The sequence below is a fragment of the Bacillus sp. FSL K6-1366 genome, assembly GCF_037976695.1.
In the GTDB taxonomy this organism is placed as follows: Bacteria; Bacillota; Bacilli; order Bacillales; family Bacillaceae; genus Bacillus; species Bacillus subtilis.
Map to the genome: position 1 here is coordinate 2,065,876 of NZ_CP150268.1, position 20,701 is coordinate 2,086,576.

Here is a 20,701-nt window from a genome sequence, read left to right on the forward strand (position 1 = left end):
TGCCTCCCCTCTAATACTGCTTCGCAGATTCCAGCTTTTTCTCTTTTGCTTCGTATGCCTTCTGAACGCTTTCTTGTTCAGATACCTCTGCCACCCCGACATGCCACCAGCTGTCATAGCCGTCCGTCATTGTTTTAGGCAGCACCTTCATTTCAATTAATGTTGATACATCCTGTTTCTTCGCATCCTCTAACGCCGCTTTTAATTCTTCTACTGTGTTTGCGCGGTAGGTTTTCGCGCCGTATCCCTCAGCGACTTTCGCGTAATCGACATTCAGGATTTGGTTGTCATCTGTGCGGAACTCGCAATAGTAGCTGCCGCTGCCGTGATCCATTTGCAGGTTGTTGATGCATCCGAATCCTGAGTTGTCAAAGAGCAGCACATTGATTTTCTTGTTGTACTGAATCGCCGTGATCAGTTCAGAATGAAGCATCAGGAAGCTGCCGTCTCCGACGATTGAATACACTTCTCTGTCAGGGTGGGCCAGTTTAAGACCGAGTGTCCCGGACACTTCATAGCCCATGCAAGAATATCCATACTCCAGGTGATACGTATTCGGAACATTAGAATGCCACAGACGCTGCAAATCTCCTGGGAGTGAGCCTGCTGAACAGATGATGACGCTGTCATCAGGAATCGTCTCGTTGATTGTCAGCAATGCCGTTGTTTGCGGAAGCTCCGTATTCAACGCGTCAGCATATTCATTCAGGACCTCTTGAGAAAAGTGATGTTTGATTTCCGGATCAAATGCTTCCCGCTTAAATGTCACTTTGCTGAGACGCTCGCGTTCAGCCAGCCATTCGTCCTTCAGCTCCCGGATCGTTGTGCCGAACTCGCTCTCATAGCCTTCAAGCAAGCCGTGCAGTTTGCCAAGCGTCACTTTCGCATCCGCCACCACTTGGAATGCATCAAGTTTATACGCCTGCATTCGGCTGACGTTAATGTTCAAAAACTTCGCTTTATCAAAATCAAAAGCGGTCTTAGAGGATGTCGCAAAATCTGTATACCTTGTGCCGATGCCGATAATCAAATCAGCTTGGCGGGCCGCTTTGTTTGCCGCAAGTGTACCTGTGATGCCCATTCCGCCAAGGTTGTTCGCAAAATCTGCCTCAACAGTAGACTTTCCTGCCTGCGTTTCAACTAACGGAATGTTATAGGCTTCAGAAATGGCAACCAATTCATCGCGCGCACCGGAATATTTTGCGCCTCCGCCGACGAGAATCACAGGTTTTTTGCTAGATTTAATCAGCTCCGCCGCACCTTGAAGCTCGCGCTCGCTCGGCTGCATGCGATCAATATAGTGAACCCGTTTGACGAAGAAACTTTCATCAAAATCGTATGCTTCCCCTTCAACATCCTGAGAAATACAAATCGTTGCCGGACCTGCTTTTGCCGGATCAGTCATGACTTCAAACGCGCGCAGCAAACTGCTCATCAGCTGCTCAGGGCGCGTAATGCGGTCCCAGTATCTCGATACAGGCTTCAATGCATCGTTTGTCGTAATCGCCGCACTGTATTCTTGCTCCATTTGCTGCAGTACAGGGTCTGGCTGTCTTGTCGCAAATGTGTCTGCCGGAATCAAGAGAACTGGGATATTGTTTGCCAATGCAGTGCCGGCTGCCGCCACCAAGTTAGCCGCTCCCGGTCCGACGGATGTAGACACCGCATATATTTTTCTTCTCAGCATTTGCTTGCTGTACGCCATGGCCGCATGCGCCATTCCTTGTTCATTTTTCCCTTGATAGACTTTCAAATGGCCTGCATCCTGCTCAAGCGCTTGCCCGATCCCTAATACGTTTCCATGGCCGAAAATTGTGAAAATCCCTTCGACAAAAGGCTCTTCCTTTCCATCAACATGGATGTACTGCTGGTTTAAGAATTTAATCAGCGCCTGTGCTGTTGTTAAGCGAATTTTCTTACCCACAAACGATCCCACCTTTACTCGATCTTTTTCAATTATGACTGTGCTTCAATAAGCTGTACGATTTCTTCCGCAGTCGGCATCGCTTCTGACGAACTGTGCTTGCTCACCACAATAGAAGCTGAAGCACTGCCGTATTTCAATGCCGTTTCAATGTCTTTTCCGCTGACAAGGCCATAGATAAAGGCTGACGCATAGGAGTCACCGGCCCCAAAGGTTTTCAGCACTTTTGTCTTGTACGCTTGGGCGCGGAATACCTCGCCGGATTTGCTGTATGCGTAAGAGCCTTCGACGCCGTGTTTGATGACAACGAGGTCGGCTGAATGGCCAAATAAATGATTGACGGATTCTTCATTGCTTCCGCCTGTGCGGTTTTCCATCACATCAAATTCATCGCGTGTGCCGATGACGATATCAGACTGCTCGGCAACCAAAGAATAATAAACGGCTGTTTCATCTGATGACTGCCACGTATACGGGCGGTAATCCAGTTCGAACACCACTTTGACCTGATGCTTCTTCGCGTATTGAACAGCTTTTAATACCGCTTCCCGTGACGGGCTTTTGGCGAGCGCTGTCCCGGAAACAAGCAGCATTTTCGCATTTGCGATATAGTCCTCGCTTACCTCTGAAGGCTCAAGATAAAGATCCGCCACATCATCGCGATACATTAAAATGCTGCATTCTTCAGGGCTGAGGATTTCTGTAAATGCAAGGCCTGCTTTGTGTCCATCTTGATCAACAACCATCTGTGTTGTATCAACGCCGGTCTTTCTCATATAGGACTCTATGAATCTTCCATGCTGGTCATCCGGAATTTTGCCGATGAAGCCCGCTTTTAAGCCAAGCTTCGCGCTGCCGATCGCGATATTCGCAGGTGAACCCCCAACGTATTTGGAAAATGTCATCGTCTCTTCCATTGGGCGGTTGTATTCGACTGCGTTCAGGTCAATACATGCCCGGCCGATGGCAACAATATCAAAAGCCTTCTCTTCATTGAATGTATACTTCATCGTAAACAGCCACTCCTCACTTGTTAGCGTTCTAAAATCCATTCATGCGCCGGGTCGTTATAAAACTTCCATTTTCGCGTCGGCCCTGCCATGACATTTAAATAGTAGGATGTGTATCCGTCCGGAACGCCTACCGGGTGGTATCCCGCAGGAACGATGACAACGTTTTCATTTTCCACAGTCATTGTCTCGTCAATAGAACGGTCATCTGTGTATACGCGCTGAAATACAAAGCCCTGTCCCGGGTCTAACTCATGGTAGTACGTTTCTTCTAAGAAAGATTCTTCCGGCAAGTTGTCTTGATCATGTTTGTGAGGCGGGTAGCTGGACCAGCTGCCGCTGTCTGTATAGACTTCAACTACTAATAGACTGTTAGCTGAAGGGTCTGAATCCGGAAGAATGTTATGAACAGTACGTTTGTTTGAAAATTGCCCGCGATGTTCAATTCCGTTGTCTTCCGCTTTGATCAGCTTTGTCGGAAGCTGCTTTTCCGATGGAGAATAGCAAAGCGCCACTCTTGCTTCGCTGACCGCTGTGATCTCAAATGCACGGTCATTTGAAATATAGACGCTGTCTGTCGGTTTTCGTTCAAATACGCTTTCGCGCGTGCCGATATTCTCAAAAGTCGACTCATGATCTGTCACTGTAATTTTCCCCGTTACCGCCACAATACAGATTTCTTGTTTTTTCAATTCTTCTGTATAGCTTGAACCTGATGCAAGATCTAACACTTTAAACTCTACATAAGTGAGATCAGAGTTGGATGTCGTTACTTCGTGCACGAGTTTGACCCCATTAGACACTTCATGCGACTGCGGCTTACGCAACAAATAACTCATAGAGAAGCCCTCCTCTTTCTATTGGCAGAATGAGTCCGAACAGCGCACATGGACGCCGTTCGGCTGTTCGTCGTTTAGTTGAAATCAGGTGCCGGATATCTTGCCGTTACCACTTTTTTACGTGTATAGAAGTCGACGCTGTCTTTTCCGTTCGCATGCAACGTTCCAAAGAATGAAGATTTCCAGCCTGAGAATGGGAAGAACGCCATTGGAGCCGGCACCCCAAGGTTGATGCCTAGCATTCCCGCATCAATGTTTTCACGGAAGTAGCGGATTGCGTTTGAGTTGGATGTGAACAAGCAGGCGCCGTTCGCAAACTCAGACTTATTGGCGATTTCAATCGCTTCTTTCAGGTTTTTCACACGAATGACAGATAAGACCGGAGCGAAAATTTCATCTTTCCAGATCGTCATCTCTGTTGTGACATCGTCAAAGATCGTCGGGCCGACAAAGTAGCCGTCGTCTGACACATTTTCACGTCCGTCACATACGAGTCTGGCACCTTCTTCAAGACCTTTTTCGATATAGCTGAGCGTGCGCTTCTTGTTGTCTTCGCGAATCACCGGTCCTAAGAACACGCCGTCATCAAGGCCGTTACCGATTTTAATGTCCGCCACTTTTTCCTGCAGCTTCGCCATAAATTCATCAGCGATTCCTTCTTCAACCGTCACAACCGCACAAGCCATGCAGCGTTCACCGGCAGAACCGAAGGCAGCTCCAACGATGTTTGTGACCGTGTCTTCAAGATTCGCATCGTTCAAGACAATCGTATGGTTTTTCGCGCCAGTCAGAGATTGAACGCGTTTTAAGTTTTCGCTTCCTTTTTTGTAGACGTATTCGCCTACTGGCTTGGAGCCTACAAATGAAATTGCTTTAATTTCGGGATGCTCAAGGATGCCGTTCACAACGTCATGCGCACCGTATACGACGTTGAATACCCCTTTCGGAAGGCCCGCTTTTTCAAAAAGCTCAACCAATTTCTCTGTTAACAGCGGAGTCCGCTCAGATGGCTTTAAAATAAATGTGTTGCCGAGCGCGATCGCCATCGGGAACATCCAGCAAGGAACCATCATCGGGAAGTTGAATGGTGCGATTCCGCCGACAACTCCGATTGGGTAACGGTAGTTCGCCGCTTCAACGTCCGTTGCGATAGAGGCAAGCGAGTCTCCCATCATCAGGGAAGGTGCTCCAGCGGCGAACTCTACGTTTTCAATCCCGCGTCCCACTTCACCTAAAGCTTCTTTTGTGTTTTTTCCGTTTTCAATGGTAATCAGATGAGCCAGTTCTTCTTTATGCTGAGACAGCAGCTGCTGGAAGTTAAATAGAATTCTGGCACGGCGCGGAACCGCCACCTTTGACCATGTTTTAAATGCTTCAGCCGCCGTTTGCGCTGCGTAATCAATATCCTCTTTTGTAGAAATCGGCACTTGGCATAGTACTTCTTTCGTCGCCGGATTGACGACATCTTCATATTGATCTGTTTTGCTTTCAACCCATTCACCGTTGATGTAGTTTTTTAATTTTCTGATTTCTGCCATTCTTATTGCCTCCTTCATTAGTAAACACATACACTTGTATGGATGGTTCCGGATAGATTCATATCAATATCCACTTTTCAGCAAGCCAAGAATTAAACGCTTTCAAAAAACCAAAAAAATAAATGGCGGATGCATATTTACATACAAGCAACCATTTCATGCACAACAGGTTACTTTTTGGTCATTTCTTGGTTATATTCTAATCGTATAATACCCATAAGTCAATCATAAACACTACATTTTTTCATTATTTTTATTATATTAATCTTTTAATCAAGTAAGAGAGGTAAGAGAAGCCCGTCGAACCTTGCAAAAGATATACACCGATGTTATCATTTTTTAAGCAACTATTGATTAACTTTTGGTTTTTATTATATATTTATGTTACGTAAAGATTCAAGAAGGAGTTTTTAATATGAAACTGATGCGGATTCAGGAAATGGAGGAGTACATTTTATCGCATGGCACTGTTTCCTTAGATGAGCTGTGCCAGGTGTTCAATGTCTCCAAAAACACAGTCAGACGTGATATCAACAAGCTTACAGAAAAGGGTGCGATTGAAAAAGTATACGGCGGCGTAACATCTATTGAAAAAACCGCATTAGTTCCTTTTGAAAATCGCACCATTCAGCACCAGGATGAAAAAACAAAAATCGCCCATTATGCTTCCCGATTTATTGAAGATCACGATTTGGTCTTCATTGATTCAGGAACGACGACAAAGTCTATTCTTGATACGCTTGATCCAGCCAAAAATGTCACCATCTTAACCAACAGTTTAGACATTATCAATGCGGCGTCAGCTTTGAAGAATATCAACTTAATCATTATCGGAAACAACTATAAGAGAAAAACCCGCTCCTTTGTCGGCATGGACGACCCGGCTATGCTTGATAAGTACAATATCAACAAAGCCTTTATGTCCGCTACCGGAACGACGCTGACACACGGATTGACCAATTCGGATCTGCTGGAGTATGAAATTAAAAAGAGGATTTCAGAAAAAGCAAAAGAAGTGTATCTATTGGCTGACCATTCTAAATTCGGAAAATCAACGCTTCTGACATATGCGCCGTTTGACAGGCTGCATTGCATTGTGACCTCTCAGCCATTAGACGACGAGTACACGCAGTACTGCAATGAGCATCAAATCGGCATTCATCTGGCCTAACGTTTACAATAGTGTTGAGAGTCTATCATCCATTTTATTCTAGGAGGCAGATCATGAAAAAAGCGAAGCTCGGAAAATCAGACTTGCAGGTATTCCCTATCGGATTAGGAACAAATGCTGTCGGAGGACATAACCTCTATCCGAACCTAAATGAAGAAACCGGAAAAGAATTGGTGCGCGAGGCGATCCGTAATGGCGTGACAATGTTAGACACCGCTTATATTTACGGGATCGGCCGTTCCGAAGAATTAATTGGTGAAGTGCTGCGTGAATTCAACCGTGAAGATGTTGTCATCGCGACAAAAGCCGCTCACAGAAAACAAGGCAATGACTTTGTCTTTGATAATTCACCAGAATTTCTTAAAAAATCAGTTGATGAAAGCCTGAAGCGCTTGAATACCGATTATATCGATTTGTTCTACATTCACTTCCCTGACGAACATACGCCTAAGGATGAAGCTGTTAACGCGCTGAATGAGATGAAGAAAGCCGGAAAAATCCGCTCCATCGGTGTATCCAACTTCTCTTTAGAGCAATTGAAAGAAGCAAACAAAGACGGTTTGGTAGATGTATTGCAAGGCGAATACAACCTGTTAAACCGTGAAGCAGAAAAAACATTCTTCCCGTATACGAAGGAGCATAATATTTCATTTATCCCTTACTTCCCTCTCGTATCAGGTTTATTGGCAGGAAAGTATACAGAAGATACAACGTTCCCAGAAGGCGACCTGCGAAACGAACAGGAACACTTCAAGGGCGAGCGTTTCAAAGAAAATATCAGAAAGGTCAACAAGCTTGCGCCGATTGCCGAAAAACACAACGTGGATATCCCTCACATCGTATTGGCCTGGTATTTAGCAAGACCGGAAATTGATATTTTAATCCCGGGAGCAAAACGTGCCGATCAGCTGATTGATAACATCAAAACAGCCGACGTGACGCTTTCTCAAGAGGATATTTCATTTATTGATAAGCTGTTCGCATAAGAAGAAAGCAGCCTTCTCCATTGGAGAAGGCTGTTTTTTTGTGCGATAAATTCCTAAATAACTGATTTTGAAGCAAAACCTTACAAAATGAGCCATAAATCCGATAAAATAAAGGTAGTTTATCTCAGAAAGAAAGTGATTGAGAAAGCAAAAGTATGAAACGTTCATATCATCTAGCTCATATGAAATAAAGCTGACCCAGCTTCTTTTATTTGCTGGTCAGAATAGCGGACCGTTTCGATGGTCTATGGAGGAAACAGAATGAAACTTAAATATGTAAAAGCCTTAGTTGCAGTAACCGTTGCTTTAGGTGTACTGCTGCCATCAACGATTTCTCATGCAAAGAGCTTTAGCGGCCGCTCATCATCTAGTTACAGCAGCCGAAGTTCAAGCTCGTCATACAGCGGAAGCTATAAATCAAGCCCGAAATCAAGCTACAGCTCAGGATCAAGCTCTTCTAGCAAAAAATCCAAGACGCCTGACGATTCATCATCATCGATTTCGCTTAAAAAGAAGCCTTCGGAAAAGGCAAGCTCATCAAGCTCTAAAAAATCGTCAGGCACCTTTTCCGGCGCTACATCAAAAGTAACCGGAAAGACATACAGCGGAAAAACGTCTAAAGCCTATGTTGGCGGACGATATGTTTCAGTCAATCATTACTATCACGCAGGTTTCGCGCCATCAGGATGGTTTGGATATTATAGCGGATTTACAATGGGTATGTTCATGATCAGCATGATGCACCCGTGGGGTTACACCTATCATCCAGCCGGAGGCCCCGGCTATGTTTCTTATGGCGCTTCACCCATTGCCTGGATCGTGGATATCATCGCTTTAATCATTATTTTAATCATTGTCATCGCGTTGATTCGCGCATTTAAAGCACCGAAGACGTATAGAAGGAGATTTTAGGCAATGAGATTAATATTAAATGAGCAAGAAATTGTAGACGGAATTTGCGTGTATATTTCCAATGAAGAAGATATCTACCCTGAAGACGTTGAAGTAAAGGAGCTATCTTATAACAAGCGTACAGGGTTCTTCGCTGAAGCTACATTTGGCCTGCACCACAAGCAGCTTATGTCAGATGACATTTCAGAAGGCATTATTCAGTTCTTAGAGGAATACCACAACTTCAATCCGGACGTTACCGTCGTTGAATTGCAATTTGATAAGAAAAAAGGCTTCTCCGCCTTGGTTTTCGTCAACGAAGCAGAAGAATAAAAATGTCTTAATCAAAACCTTACTCCGCGCGGGTAAGGTTTTTTTAATGGTTTCTCTGAGCATAAAGTTATTTCGTTTTTCCTAAACTCAGCGGATCTGTGATCATCTCTTTTGGCTTTAACGTTTCCGTTTGTTCAAAACAAATGTTTCAAATGAGATAGGAAATGGGTACTAATCTATTAACTTTGTTATACATTTTAGATACTCATTGGCTCAACAACTGAGGAGGAGACATTTGTGAAGAAAGACACAAGGAAATATATGATCTACTTTTTCGGCGCTTTAGGGGGACTGCTATATGGTTACGATACAGGTGTTATCTCCGGAGCACTCCTGTTTATCAATAACGATATTCCTTTAACGACATTGACAGAAGGATTGGTTGTCAGCATGCTGCTCCTTGGCGCGATTTTCGGTTCGGCCTTGAGCGGCACATGCTCAGACCGCTGGGGCAGGAGAAAGGTTGTATTTGTCCTTTCCATCATTTTCATTATCGGAGCGCTCGCTTGCGCATTTTCTCAAACAATCGGCATGCTGATTGCATCTAGGGTGATACTAGGGTTGGCCGTCGGCGGTTCAACGGCACTTGTGCCCGTGTATCTTTCCGAAATGGCACCGACGAAAATTCGCGGGACACTCGGCACAATGAACAACTTAATGATTGTCACCGGGATTTTGCTTGCCTATATCGTTAACTACCTGTTCACACCGTTTGAAGCGTGGCGCTGGATGGTTGGTCTGGCCGCAGTGCCTGCCGTGCTTCTATTAATCGGCATCGCGTTCATGCCGGAATCGCCAAGATGGCTCGTGAAGCGCGGCCGTGAAGAAGAAGCGAGACGCATCATGAACATCACTCATGATCCCAAAGACATCGAAATGGAATTGGCAGAGATGAAGCAAGGGGAAGCGGAGAAAAAAGAAACGACACTCGGCGTGCTGAAAGCCAAGTGGATTCGCCCTATGCTTCTGATTGGCGTCGGTCTTGCCATTTTCCAGCAGGCGGTCGGCATTAACACGGTCATCTACTACGCGCCAACCATTTTTACGAAGGCCGGTCTTGGCACATCAGCTTCGGCGCTCGGCACAATGGGAATCGGCATCCTCAACGTCATCATGTGTATCACTGCCATGATCTTAATTGACCGTGTCGGCCGCAAAAAACTTCTGATCTGGGGAAGTGTCGGCATCACACTGAGCCTTGCTGCTTTATCAGGCGTGCTCCTAACGCTCGGACTTTCCGCATCAACAGCGTGGATGACAGTAGTCTTTCTAGGTGTCTATATCGTCTTTTACCAGGCGACATGGGGTCCGGTAGTGTGGGTGCTCATGCCTGAGCTCTTCCCGTCCAAAGCACGCGGAGCCGCGACAGGGTTCACGACTTTGGTGTTATCGGCGGCTAACCTGATCGTGTCGCTTGTCTTTCCGCTGATGCTAAGCGCGATGGGCATCGCATGGGTCTTTATGGTTTTCTCAGTCATTTGTCTTCTCTCATTTTTCTTCGCGTTCTACATGGTACCGGAAACCAAAGGGAAAAGCTTGGAAGAAATTGAAGCAAGCCTGAAAAAACGGTTTAAAAAGAAGAAAAGCACCCAAAACCAAGTGCTGAATGAGCGTACATTATAAAAAAAGGAATCGTCTCCTTATGGGACGATTCCTTTTTCTGTTTACACCATGACCTTGCAAATATTGTTCGTAAATTCCACAGGGTCCTGAATCGGCAGGCCTTCGATGAGAAGCGCCTGATTGTACAGAAGGTTTGTGTACAGGCTCAGCTTCTCTTTATCTTGTTCAAACGCGTCCTGCAGCGTTTGGAATACCTCGTGATTTGGGTTGATTTCCAGCACTTTTTCCGCCTTCACATTTTGGCTGTCAGGCATCGCGTTTAAGATTTTTTCCATCTCAATTGTCACTTCGCCGTCAGCAGCAAGGCAGACTGGATGTGATTTAAGCCGTTTTGAGATTCTGACGTTTTTCACTTTGTCTGACAGAATGTTTTTCATTTCCTCAAACAGTTCCTTATACTTGCTTTCCTCTTCCTCGGACTGCTTTTGATCCTCATCCGTGTCTATGCCAAGGTCTCCGCTTGATACGGACTTGAATTCTTTTTCCTGATAAGAAGCCAGCATTTTAATTGCAAACTCATCGATGTCCTCAGTAAAGTAGAGGATTTCATAGCCTTTGTCCGCCACCATTTCCGTTTGCGGCAGTTTCTCAATGCGGTCGTAAGAATCACCGGTCGCGTAATAAATGAATTTCTGCTCCTCTGGCATTCTGGAAACATACTCGTCTAAGCTGACCAGTTTTTTCTCTTTTGAAGAGTAGAATAAGAGGAGATCCTTCAATTGATCCTTATTCGCGCCAAAATCATTGTACACGCCGAATTTCAGCTGTCTGCCGAACGACTTGTAGAACGTCTCGTATTTCTCGCGGTCTTTTTTCAACAGGCTTTGCAGCTCGCTTTTGATTTTCTTGCTGATGTTTTTCGCGATCAGCTTCAGCTGGCGGTCATGCTGCAGCATTTCTCTGGAAATATTCAGCGACAGATCCTCAGAATCGACCATGCCCTTCACAAAGCTGAAGTGGTCCGGTAGCAGGTCTGCGCACTTATTCATGATCAGCACGCCATTGGAATACAGCTCCAAGCCTTTCTCATATTCCTTGGAATAGTAGTCGAACGGCATGTTTTCAGGGACGAATAGAATTGCGTTGTAGCGAACGGCTCCATCCACACTGATATGAACGTGTGTGAGCGGTTTATCAAACCCGTAATGCTTTTCAGCATAGAATTTTTCATAATCCTCATCTGTCAGCTCGCTTTTGTTTTTTCTCCAAATCGGCACCATGCTGTTGACCGTCTGCTCTTCCTGCACCTCTTCAAATTCATTTTCGCTGCCTTCCTTCGGCTTATTAATGGTGGTATCCATTTTGATCGGGTAGCGAATGAAGTCGGAGTACTTCTTGATGATCGCTTTTAAACGATATTCCTCTAAAAACTCGTCATAGCTGTCATCTTCTGTGTTCTCTTTGATTTTCAGGATAATGTCTGTACCGACAGAATCCTTTTCACACGGCTCAATCGTATAGCCATCTGCACCCGCAGACTCCCATTTATAAGCCTCTTCGCTGCCAAGCGCTTTACTGATGACTGTCACGACATCGGCAACCATAAATGCCGCGTAAAAACCGACACCGAACTGCCCGATAATGTCATGTCCGTCTTTCAGCTCGTTTTCCTTTTTAAACGCGAGGGAACCGCTTTTTGCAATTGTTCCAAGATGCTGTTCAAGCTCATCCTTTGTCATTCCGATCCCCGTATCAGAGATGGTTAATGTTCTCGCATCTTTGTCAGCTGCGACCTTTATGTAGTAACTGTCTTTATCAAACGTAAGCGCATCGTCCGTAAGCGCTTTGTAATAGATTTTGTCAATCGCATCACTCGAATTGGAGATTAACTCGCGCAGGAAAATTTCTTTTTGGGTATAAATGGAGTTAATCATCATATCCAGCAAGCGTTTAGACTCTGCTTTAAACTCTTTTTTCGCCACTCTTGATCGCTCCTTTACCATTATGTAAACCCTTTTCAGCATCTATTTATCACATAAGATGACAATTGTCAATTAGATTGATAGATGCATATATATGTAAATTTAACATTAGTTGGATTTGTTTTCACTCTTTTTCTCACTCATTCTCATAAAAAAGAGAGGCTTCATCATCCTCTCTTTTTTTCTGTGTCATTCCAGCGGCCAAACTCCCGCTTCATCCATATATGCACCGGGTAGAAAAACAAACCGAACGGTATCAAAAACAATAGATTATGCCATGAAGCACTCAGAAATGCGCTTGCAGTCACCGGAAACGTAATCTCTTGCAATAAAAAAGAGATGACAGTCAGCACAACAAATGCAGATGGAATGGTCACGATGCAATAAAACTTGAGCTCCTTCTTATGCTGTACCTTCAAACATACAAACCTCCCAACAATTTCTAATTCATCTTAACATATGCTGGCCTTTCTTTTCTCGCATGTTTATCACTGCACATAGCGGGAAGACAAATAGAAAAAGGAGGTCTCGTATCATGGGAAGACTTGAAAACAAAACAGCAGTTATCACAGGCGCCGCGACAGGCATTGGTCAAGCGACGGCGGAGGTTTTTGCCAATGAAGGCGCGCGTGTGATCATCGGAGATATCAATAAAGATCAAATGGAAGAAACAGTTGACGCAATCAGAAAAAACGGAGGACAGGCCGAATCCTTTCACCTCGATGTGTCAGATGAAAACAGTGTGAAAGCATTTGCTGATCAAATCAAGGATGCATGCGGAACGATTGATATTCTGTTTAATAATGCCGGCGTTGATCAGGAAGGCGGAAAGGTGCACGAATATCCGGTTGACCTGTTTGACCGCATTATCGCTGTCGACCTGCGCGGCACATTCCTTTGCAGCAAATATCTGATTCCGCTCATGCTCGAAAATGGAGGCTCCATCATCAACACCTCCTCCATGTCAGGCCGTGCCGCTGATCTTGACCGCTCGGGCTACAACGCAGCAAAAGGCGGCATCACCAACCTGACAAAAGCGATGGCGATCGACTACGCACGGAACGGCATCCGCGTCAATTCCATTTCACCGGGTACGATCGAAACCCCACTGATTGACAAATTAGCAGGCACCAAAGAACAGGAAATGGGTGAAAAATTCCGCGAAGCCAACAAATGGATCACGCCGCTCGGCCGCCTCGGCCAGCCGAAGGAAATGGCGACAGTGGCCCTGTTTCTCGCGTCAGACGACAGCTCATACGTCACAGGAGAGGACATCACCGCAGACGGCGGCATCATGGCATACACATGGCCAGGGAAAATGCTGATTGATGAGAAATGGAAGAAAGAAACGAAATAAGAGAGGGGATGTCCCTCTCTTTTTGTCTTTCAAAGCAATACAACCTTATACTTTTTCACATCCAAAAACTGCAAAAATTCCCTCGCCAGCACTTCAGGCGGATGCGCCTTTCCTTCATCCAGCCGATACAAAAGCAACCCGATAATCATTGCGGATACATAATGGGCATAAAGCTTTTTCTCTGCGTGAATATCAGTTTGCTGATGCAGATAAAACGATTCCAGCGCTTTGAACATATCAGGTATCACATGAGGAACACCCCATTCCCGATTGAGAAAATGGACAATGGGCATGTTTGACAAAGCAGAAAGCAGACTGGCGAGCGCCTTCTCCGCTTCCTTTAAGGAAAATTCATTCGGGCTGGAGGCAATCGTCAGGTGATCAATGATCTCCGCACATGATCGCTGTATCATGGTTTGGAGCAATTCCTCCTTATTGGCATAGTGATCATAAAAGGTTGCACGGCGGATATTGCTTTTCCGGGTAATATCCGAAATTGTGATGGCTGCGTAGTCTTTTTTCTCCGCCAGCACGTCCAGAAATGCCTTCTGGAGCGCCTCTCTCGTTCGAACCACACGCCTGTCGATTTGCTTGTCATTCTCTCGCTCTCCTGGCACAGCTTGTCCAAACAGCCAATAAAATCTCTTTTGAGAAACAAGCTCCCATACCTTTTGGCTGATAGCTTCCGGAGTCGCGGCCGCATCCTCATTCAGCCAATACAGGATAATCGCGTACGTATACAAGGCCCGGTAATGTCCGTAAATTTCCCGTTCGATCGGCGTCAAATTCACATGGACCGGAGTCAGCAGCACATCCTGCTGAAACACATCCCTAAAAAAACGATGGAAATGCCCTCTGTTCATCATCACAGAAAAAAAGGATCGATGCTCATGAACAAAGGACAGCGTCGGATGCACCGTTTGCCGTTTTTTGTTCAAATGAAGGGTATCCATATGACTGAAGGCGTCAAAAAGCGCTTTGCCCAGTCCTTCCTTCATGTCTTCGATCACATCCTCAATGATTGAAAACTTATCCTCATAATAAAGGTAGAGCGATCCGCGGCTCACTTTGGCCTTCTCAGCGATTTCTTTCATTGTGATGTGTTGAATATCTCTTTCTTTCAATAAAGCCAGCAGCGCCTCTTTCACTTGAGCTTCGGCAGATTCCGGCACAAAAGACACCTCCAATCATTAGACAGATCTTAGATATATGTACGGTAACGTATAGATGGTTCACCGTTGTCTTTCTTACAGAAAAGGTACCACCTTATAATAGGTCCGAGAAAAGAAGAAAGCAAATGAGGGGGATTTTACAATGGAACAGCAAGTAAAGGACGACATCCAGCGTGTCTTTCAGCTTCAGAAAAAACAGCAAAAAGCCTTGCGCGCTTCAACAGCGGAACAGCGGAGAGAAAAGCTTCAACGCTTTTTAGATTCCGTCATCGCCCATGAAGAAGAAATCATCGAAGCGATCCGCAAAGACGTCCGCAAACCATATCACGAAGTCAAAAAAGCGGAAATCGAAGGAACAAAAAAAGCGATTAGAGATAATATGAATAACCTGGAACAATGGATGGCGCCTAAAGAAGTCGGTTCATCGTTAAGCCCTGACGCAAACGGAATTCTTATGTACGAGCCTAAAGGCGTCACACTCATCCTCGGCCCGTGGAACTATCCGTTTATGCTGACGATGGCGCCGCTTGCCGCTTCTCTCGCAGCCGGAAACAGCGCGATTGTGAAGCTGTCCGATTTCACGATGAACACGAGCAACATTGCCGCTAAAGTAATAAGAGACGCTTTTGATGAAAAAGAAGTCGCGATTTTTGAAGGAGAGGTTGAGGTGGCAACCGAACTACTTGATCAGCCGTTCGACCATATTTTCTTCACTGGAAGCACAAATGTCGGGAAAATTGTCATGACAGCGGCTGCCAAACACTTGGCATCTGTCACACTTGAGCTTGGCGGCAAGAGCCCGACGATCATTGACAGTGAATACGATCTGATGGACGCAGCGAAAAAGATCGCCGTCGGGAAATTCGTAAACGCCGGCCAAACCTGCATCGCACCTGATTACCTGTTCATTAAAAAAGACGTTCAGGACAGGTTCGCGGGGATTTTACAAACAGTCGTCAACGCTGGATTTATGGAGGATGATCATACCCCAGACCGCAGCAAATTTACGCAGATCGTCAATGACCGCAACTTCAACCGCGTCAAAGATCTGTTCGACGATGCCATCGAAAGAGGGGCGGAAGTGGTGTTCGGCGGCGTATTCGATGCCAGCGACCGCACGATCTCGCCAACCGTTTTGAAAAACGTCACGCCTGACATGAAAATCATGCAGGAGGAAATCTTCGCACCGATCCTGCCAATGATGAACTATGAAGACATCGACGAGGTCATCGATTACGTAAATGACCGCGATAAACCGCTTGCACTTTATGTGTTCAGCAAAAACCAAGACCTGATTGACAACGTCCTTCAGCACACGACATCAGGAAATGCCGCCATCAATGATGTCGTCGTCCATTTCAGTGACGTCAACCTGCCATTCGGCGGCGTCAACACAAGCGGAATCGGCTCCTATCATGGGGTATACGGATTCAAAGAGTTTTCTCATGAGAAGGGTGTATTTATTCAAGCCGCTGAATAATCGTAATGAAGAGAATCTGCATCATCTTGCAGGTTCTTTTTTTATCTTTATATCAAAGAGATTAAAAGTGATAAAATACCATTTTTACTACGAGACCAAATTCCTCTAGTCTATCTCATTGAAACCCTGCAGCCCCTAACGTATAATATCCCAGAAAACTTCAAAGGAAAGAATATTATACATGGAAAAACCAGCTGGATTTTGGATTCGGGCAGCCGCCTCTATTATTGATGTATTTATTATAGCTATATTCTCTTTCATTATGATTTTCATTAACACCTTCATTGTGTTGCCACTCATTGATGCAGCAGGTACACACATGTCAGAAGCCCGATATGAGTTTTTCATGTTGATCATTGGCACAATCCCTGTTTTGGCCATCATATTTATTTTCGCTATTCTTTACTATAGCTTGCTGACTTCCTCAAACATGCAAGCAGCATTGGGAAAAAAACTCATGGGCATCATCGTTGTCAATCAGTATAGCGAGCGTATTTCTTTTTGGCACAGCTTCGGCCGTTTCTTCGCTTACACATTATTTAAGATCTTATATATCGGTTTTATCATGGCGGCCTTTCCCTCTAAACTGGCATTACATAATTATATTTGCGGGACAAAGGTTGTCTATAAAAATAAATATCTTGATTGATCAAAAAAACAGGCTGCCGAGTTAACCTCGCCAGCCTGTTTTACTATTTCCCAAAAGCCATCAGCTTCGTATAACTTCCAATATAAAGCGTTCCGTCCTCAGCGAGCTGAGGAGAAGACACGACGTTGCTGTCGGTTTGATAGCTCCATAATTCATTGCCGTTTGCGTCTGCCGCATAAACCTTCATATCATCTGACCCGAAATAAACCGTTCCCTTCGCGTCAATCAGCGGCGCCGTTCTGACAGGGCCGTCTGTGTAGAATGACCAGTTCATATCCCCGTTTTTGCTGATGGAAAACAGCTCGCCGCTTCCTGAGCCGATGTAGATATTGCCATTATGATCAATCGCAGGAGATGAGCTGGAGAACCCGTTTAGCGGGAATGTCCATTTCAAACTGCCTGTTGATGTATAAGCATACAGCTGTCCATCTTGGTTGCCGGCATAAATGTTTCCGTCCTTATCAATCACCGGATATCCTTTAAACGCATTTGACGTCGTTCTGGACCATTTCACCTGTCCGGTTCCGGAGTTGATCGCATAAAACACGTAATTATATGTGCCGACATACACGGTGCCGTTTTTGGCAAGCACCGGCACAGAGCTGACGACACCATTTGTTTTCAACTTCCAGCGCTCTGTCCAGGTTGATTTTGACGTCGGTTTGATCGCGTGAACATAATTATCAAGTGTTGAGAAATACAACGTCCCGTCTGAACCGATCACCGTTTCAGAGCTTGGCCCGCCGCTTAACGGAACCGTTGTTAAAATTTCTCCCGTTTCTTTGTCAATAAAATAAATCTTTTTGTCATAGGATGCCAAATAGATAACGCCGTTGGTCCCAAGTACAGGAGATTGCGTATATGTTTTTCCAAGATTGCTCGTCACCCATTTGACTGAGCCGTCTGGATTAAAGGCTTTCATTTCCCCGTCTCTGGAATGAAGATATACTGTGCCGTCTCCGTCAATCACAGCCCCCGCTCCATTTTGCGGAGTCGTTCTGATGTCGTTTTGCCATTTCAGCGTCCCGTCTGTATTTCCGGCGAACCGGCTTTCGCGTGACCAGTTAAACATGGCAGGCGCCATCGCTTGTACATCATATCTTCCTGGCAAAAAGCCAGATGCTCCATTATTTTGAGAAAACACCGTTTCCGCCGCATAAGCAGCTGTCGGCTGAAGCACTTTGGCAGCGGGCACATCAGAAACAGCGCCGGCCGAAACAGCCGCCGCCACCGCAGCTCCCGCAATCAAAGCTTTCATACGAAATGACTTGACCATCATTGAGACCCCCATTATATGTAACTTCTAATTTGTGACCATCATAACATATTCATCCATTTTATAAATCTATTTCACAAAAACATCACAAACTAGAAAACTATGTAAGAGTATTCACGGACGTTTTTTCAGCACCCGATCGAAATGCAGCCACAAACCAAATGACGTTGACAGCAGCCGCAGCGAGACTAACTCCCAAAACAAAGATCACCTCAGAAAGCAGATGGTCACTAAAGAAACTAAACATCAAGATAAAACCGGCCGAAGACAAATGAATCAAAAGCCCGAAGCCGCAAAGCACCGCCATGACATACCTCATTGCATCGACTCCGAGCATATAAACGAGAAATGGAATGAAATACAAGACAAGGATCATACCGACAGCTGACCACATGCCAGCTGAATTAAACTGATTGGCCGCCGCTCCCGTTCCGGCCAGCGGCGAAAGTGAAGCCGCCACAATCACGGCGCAAAAAAGAAACGCAGAAATGGTTGTCATGATCGCCACGCTATTTTTTTTTGACATCAAACTCCTCCTTTAATAGAAATATTAACCTTTTTTATTATAAATAAGTTGAATGTTATATTCATTATATTTTTAAAAAATTCCAGAATACATACACAATTGCTATGCTTCTTTCTAGTATATTTATATAGTAAAAAACAAAGGATAAAAGACTCATTTTTCTGTAATATCAGGATTTTATCACCATACCATATTGCATGTACATGTTTTTCAAAGTATACTATTCCAGATTAATTCAGAGGAGAGAGAAAAATACATGGAAAAACCAGCAGGATTTTGGATTCGTTTTTTAGCTTATTTTATTGACGGCATTATTGTATCTGTTCCTAGTTATATTATTCTATTTATTATCAATTCTGTGTTTGTAGCTGGGGCTGTGGCAACAAACCCTTACATGACGGAAGAAGAGTATTTAGTGAAATACATGACGCTTGCATTTTTGCCTACTATGCTGATCATGATCGTCATCAGCGTGTTATATTACGGGCTGCTCACAGCTTCTAAAATGCAAGGCACACTTGGCAAAAAAATTCTTGGCCTGAAAGTGGTCAATGAACAAGGTGAACGGGTTTCTGTCGGACAGGGAATTGGCCGTTACTTTGCCTATATCTTATCTGGAATCATCTTTTATATCGGGTTTATCATGATCGCCTTTGGAGAGAAAAAAGGCCTGCATGACATCATTTGCAAAACACGTGTCGTGTATAAATAATAGAAAAAAGTCTAGACGCCAATAGGCATCTAGACTTTTGTTTTCTTTACAATAGGCTGCCACGACAGATACGTAGCGCTTCTCCACAGCCACTCAAACGGCCCCATCCGAAAGACACGAAGCCAAAGGTGGCTGAAGACCATTTGAACGGCACAAACAGCAATTGTAATGAGCACACCGGCAGCAGGGTACACTTTTCCATACAGGCCCAAGCCGTAATGATAAAAAATCCAAGTACATACAATAGACTGCATCAGATAATTGGTAAATGCCATCCTCCCAACAGCGGAGAATGATTGCAGCACTGTTCTCACTCTTGTTTTATGATAAAGATAGACAACCGTTGTAACATAGAAAAACATGAGGAAAGGCGCGCCAATCAGCAAACATATTTCTTTATCCGTTACACTGTACAGCACCTGGGCGCCGATGCCGATGACAAGCCCAGCCATCCACAATCGTTTTAATCCTTTGCGATGCTTTTCTGGTTCATGCAAGTACCGAGATTTCGCTGCCGCAGCTCCCAGCAAAAACATGCTGAAATATGGAATGGATGCAAAGAAGAAGTTGAGCGGATTATACGTAAGCATGCCATTCGAAGACATATAAACAAGACGGTCATGGATCCGCTGTTCTGCAATGTCCTTCAGGCTGCCGCTTCCATAAACATGAATCGCTTGTTTTGCCTGCTGTTTTACCGCTTGTACCCATTCCTGTCCGTTTGATTGATCAAAACTTGTCAACATGAACGGAATGGAAAACAAAAGATACAAAGAGACCGCCCATATCAGCAGTGTTTTCGGCTTTGCTTTTCGAAACAAGAGCAGGACAAAACCGAGCAGGGCATATTCTGTTAAAATATCTCCGTCCCATATCAAAAAGGCATGAATCGTTCCAAACAAGAGAAGCGCCATTAACCTTCTCACATATAACGGAACAAACCGTTTCCCTTTGTTTTCTGCTCTCTCCATCATGACAACCATGCCAAATCCAAATAAAAAGGAAAACAATAAAATACATTTTATTTGAATGAAGAATTTCAGTATATCTGCGGCGGCAAAATCAGCTTCAGACCACTTATCCATGAAAAAATTCTCTTTTCCAAGCATAGACAAATACATATCCGGATAACTGAAATGTGCCAGATTGACAAATAAGATGCCGAAAATCGCCATTCCTCTCAGCACATCAAGCACACCGATCCGCTCATTTGTTAAAGTCGGCTGTAATGAAGACATAGCCATCACGCTCCTTTTTTCTGTACCTTAAGGGTATGAAAAAATGAAGCGCGG

The 20,701-nt window shown here is 44.7% G+C and carries 19 protein-coding genes; 9 read left to right on the forward strand and 10 right to left on the reverse strand.

The genetic code is table 11. From position 1 onward, the window contains the following. Positions 1-10 precede the first annotated feature (10 nt). The 4 genes from iolD to iolA form a co-directional block, all read right to left on the reverse strand. A complete protein-coding gene (iolD, locus tag MHI44_RS10810; RefSeq protein ID WP_181217578.1) occupies positions 11-1,924 on the reverse strand; it encodes a 3D-(3,5/4)-trihydroxycyclohexane-1,2-dione acylhydrolase (decyclizing) in 1,914 nt (637 codons plus the stop codon). Positions 1,925-1,956: 32 nt separating this feature from the next. Then, positions 1,957-2,934 carry a 5-dehydro-2-deoxygluconokinase gene (iolC, locus tag MHI44_RS10815; RefSeq protein ID WP_029726145.1) on the reverse strand — a complete coding sequence of 326 codons (978 nt, stop codon included), beginning with the start codon at positions 2,932-2,934 and terminating at the stop codon, positions 1,957-1,959. A 23-nt stretch (positions 2,935-2,957) separates the two neighbouring features. Continuing rightward, positions 2,958-3,773 (reverse strand): 5-deoxy-glucuronate isomerase, encoded by an 816-nt coding sequence (gene iolB, locus MHI44_RS10820; protein ID WP_339201918.1) that lies wholly within the window; start codon positions 3,771-3,773, stop codon positions 2,958-2,960. Between the two features lie 74 nt (positions 3,774-3,847). Then, complete coding sequence (gene iolA, locus MHI44_RS10825) at positions 3,848-5,311, reverse strand: methylmalonate-semialdehyde dehydrogenase (protein WP_339201920.1); 1,464 nt, start codon at positions 5,309-5,311, stop codon at positions 3,848-3,850. A 415-nt stretch (positions 5,312-5,726) separates the two neighbouring features. On the opposite strand from iolA, the gene iolR reads away from it, so the two are divergent. The 5 genes from iolR to MHI44_RS10850 all read left to right on the forward strand — a co-directional run bounded on the left by iolR (position 5,727) and on the right by MHI44_RS10850 (position 10,315). Beyond that, positions 5,727-6,482: a myo-inositol utilization transcriptional regulator IolR gene (gene iolR, locus MHI44_RS10830; RefSeq protein ID WP_003227050.1), complete on the forward strand. Its 756-nt coding sequence runs from the start codon at positions 5,727-5,729 to the stop codon at positions 6,480-6,482. A gap of 53 nt (positions 6,483-6,535) precedes the next feature. After that, positions 6,536-7,468 carry an aldo/keto reductase gene (locus tag MHI44_RS10835; RefSeq protein WP_003227049.1) on the forward strand — a complete coding sequence of 311 codons (933 nt, stop codon included), beginning with the start codon at positions 6,536-6,538 and terminating at the stop codon, positions 7,466-7,468. A gap of 261 nt (positions 7,469-7,729) precedes the next feature. Beyond that, positions 7,730-8,380, forward strand: coding sequence for a hypothetical protein (locus MHI44_RS10840; protein ID WP_069323023.1), 651 nt, complete (start codon positions 7,730-7,732; stop codon positions 8,378-8,380). Positions 8,381-8,383: 3 nt separating this feature from the next. After that, positions 8,384-8,692 carry a YxcD family protein gene (locus tag MHI44_RS10845; protein WP_003227046.1) on the forward strand — a complete coding sequence of 103 codons (309 nt, stop codon included), beginning with the start codon at positions 8,384-8,386 and terminating at the stop codon, positions 8,690-8,692. A gap of 237 nt (positions 8,693-8,929) precedes the next feature. Next, positions 8,930-10,315 carry a sugar porter family MFS transporter gene (locus MHI44_RS10850; RefSeq protein ID WP_046161055.1) on the forward strand — a complete coding sequence of 462 codons (1,386 nt, stop codon included), beginning with the start codon at positions 8,930-8,932 and terminating at the stop codon, positions 10,313-10,315. A gap of 41 nt (positions 10,316-10,356) precedes the next feature. Here MHI44_RS10850 and htpG read toward each other — a convergent pair whose 3' ends face one another. Together htpG and MHI44_RS10860 are read right to left on the reverse strand one after the other, a co-directional pair. Next, positions 10,357-12,237, reverse strand: coding sequence for a molecular chaperone HtpG (htpG, locus tag MHI44_RS10855; protein WP_327845741.1), 1,881 nt, complete (start codon positions 12,235-12,237; stop codon positions 10,357-10,359). Positions 12,238-12,404: 167 nt separating this feature from the next. Beyond that, entirely contained in the window at positions 12,405-12,656 is a 252-nt protein-coding gene (locus MHI44_RS10860; protein ID WP_212082609.1) for a hypothetical protein, read from the reverse strand. Positions 12,657-12,772: 116 nt separating this feature from the next. Between MHI44_RS10860 and MHI44_RS10865 the strand changes: the two genes are divergently transcribed. Then, a complete protein-coding gene (locus MHI44_RS10865) occupies positions 12,773-13,594 on the forward strand; it encodes an SDR family oxidoreductase (RefSeq protein WP_029318577.1) in 822 nt (273 codons plus the stop codon). Positions 13,595-13,623: 29 nt separating this feature from the next. Here the strand turns inward: MHI44_RS10865 and MHI44_RS10870 are convergent, their stop codons facing one another. Beyond that, the gene (locus MHI44_RS10870; protein WP_319620326.1) at positions 13,624-14,766 is read right to left on the reverse strand and encodes a TetR/AcrR family transcriptional regulator; all 1,143 of its coding nucleotides are present in this window, start codon (positions 14,764-14,766) and stop codon (positions 13,624-13,626) included. Between the two features lie 142 nt (positions 14,767-14,908). Between MHI44_RS10870 and MHI44_RS10875 the strand changes: the two genes are divergently transcribed. Together MHI44_RS10875 and MHI44_RS10880 are read left to right on the forward strand one after the other, a co-directional pair. Next, entirely contained in the window at positions 14,909-16,246 is a 1,338-nt protein-coding gene (locus MHI44_RS10875; protein WP_029318575.1) for an aldehyde dehydrogenase family protein, read from the forward strand. Between the two features lie 181 nt (positions 16,247-16,427). Next, positions 16,428-16,895 (forward strand): RDD family protein, encoded by a 468-nt coding sequence (locus MHI44_RS10880; protein ID WP_339201922.1) that lies wholly within the window; start codon positions 16,428-16,430, stop codon positions 16,893-16,895. A 43-nt stretch (positions 16,896-16,938) separates the two neighbouring features. On the opposite strand, the gene MHI44_RS10885 is transcribed toward MHI44_RS10880, so the two are convergent. Then, entirely contained in the window at positions 16,939-18,171 is a 1,233-nt protein-coding gene (locus tag MHI44_RS10885) for a PQQ-binding-like beta-propeller repeat protein (RefSeq protein WP_029318572.1), read from the reverse strand. 100 nt (positions 18,172-18,271) lie between these two features. Then, a complete protein-coding gene (locus MHI44_RS10890; RefSeq protein ID WP_003242533.1) occupies positions 18,272-18,697 on the reverse strand; it encodes a DUF5391 family protein in 426 nt (141 codons plus the stop codon). Positions 18,698-18,953: 256 nt separating this feature from the next. On the opposite strand from MHI44_RS10890, the gene MHI44_RS10895 reads away from it, so the two are divergent. Further along, a complete protein-coding gene (locus tag MHI44_RS10895; protein ID WP_003242940.1) occupies positions 18,954-19,409 on the forward strand; it encodes an RDD family protein in 456 nt (151 codons plus the stop codon). Positions 19,410-19,438: 29 nt separating this feature from the next. Here MHI44_RS10895 and MHI44_RS10900 read toward each other — a convergent pair whose 3' ends face one another. Beyond that, positions 19,439-20,647: a DUF418 domain-containing protein gene (locus tag MHI44_RS10900; protein WP_212059275.1), complete on the reverse strand. Its 1,209-nt coding sequence runs from the start codon at positions 20,645-20,647 to the stop codon at positions 19,439-19,441. Positions 20,648-20,701: the final 54 nt, after the last annotated feature.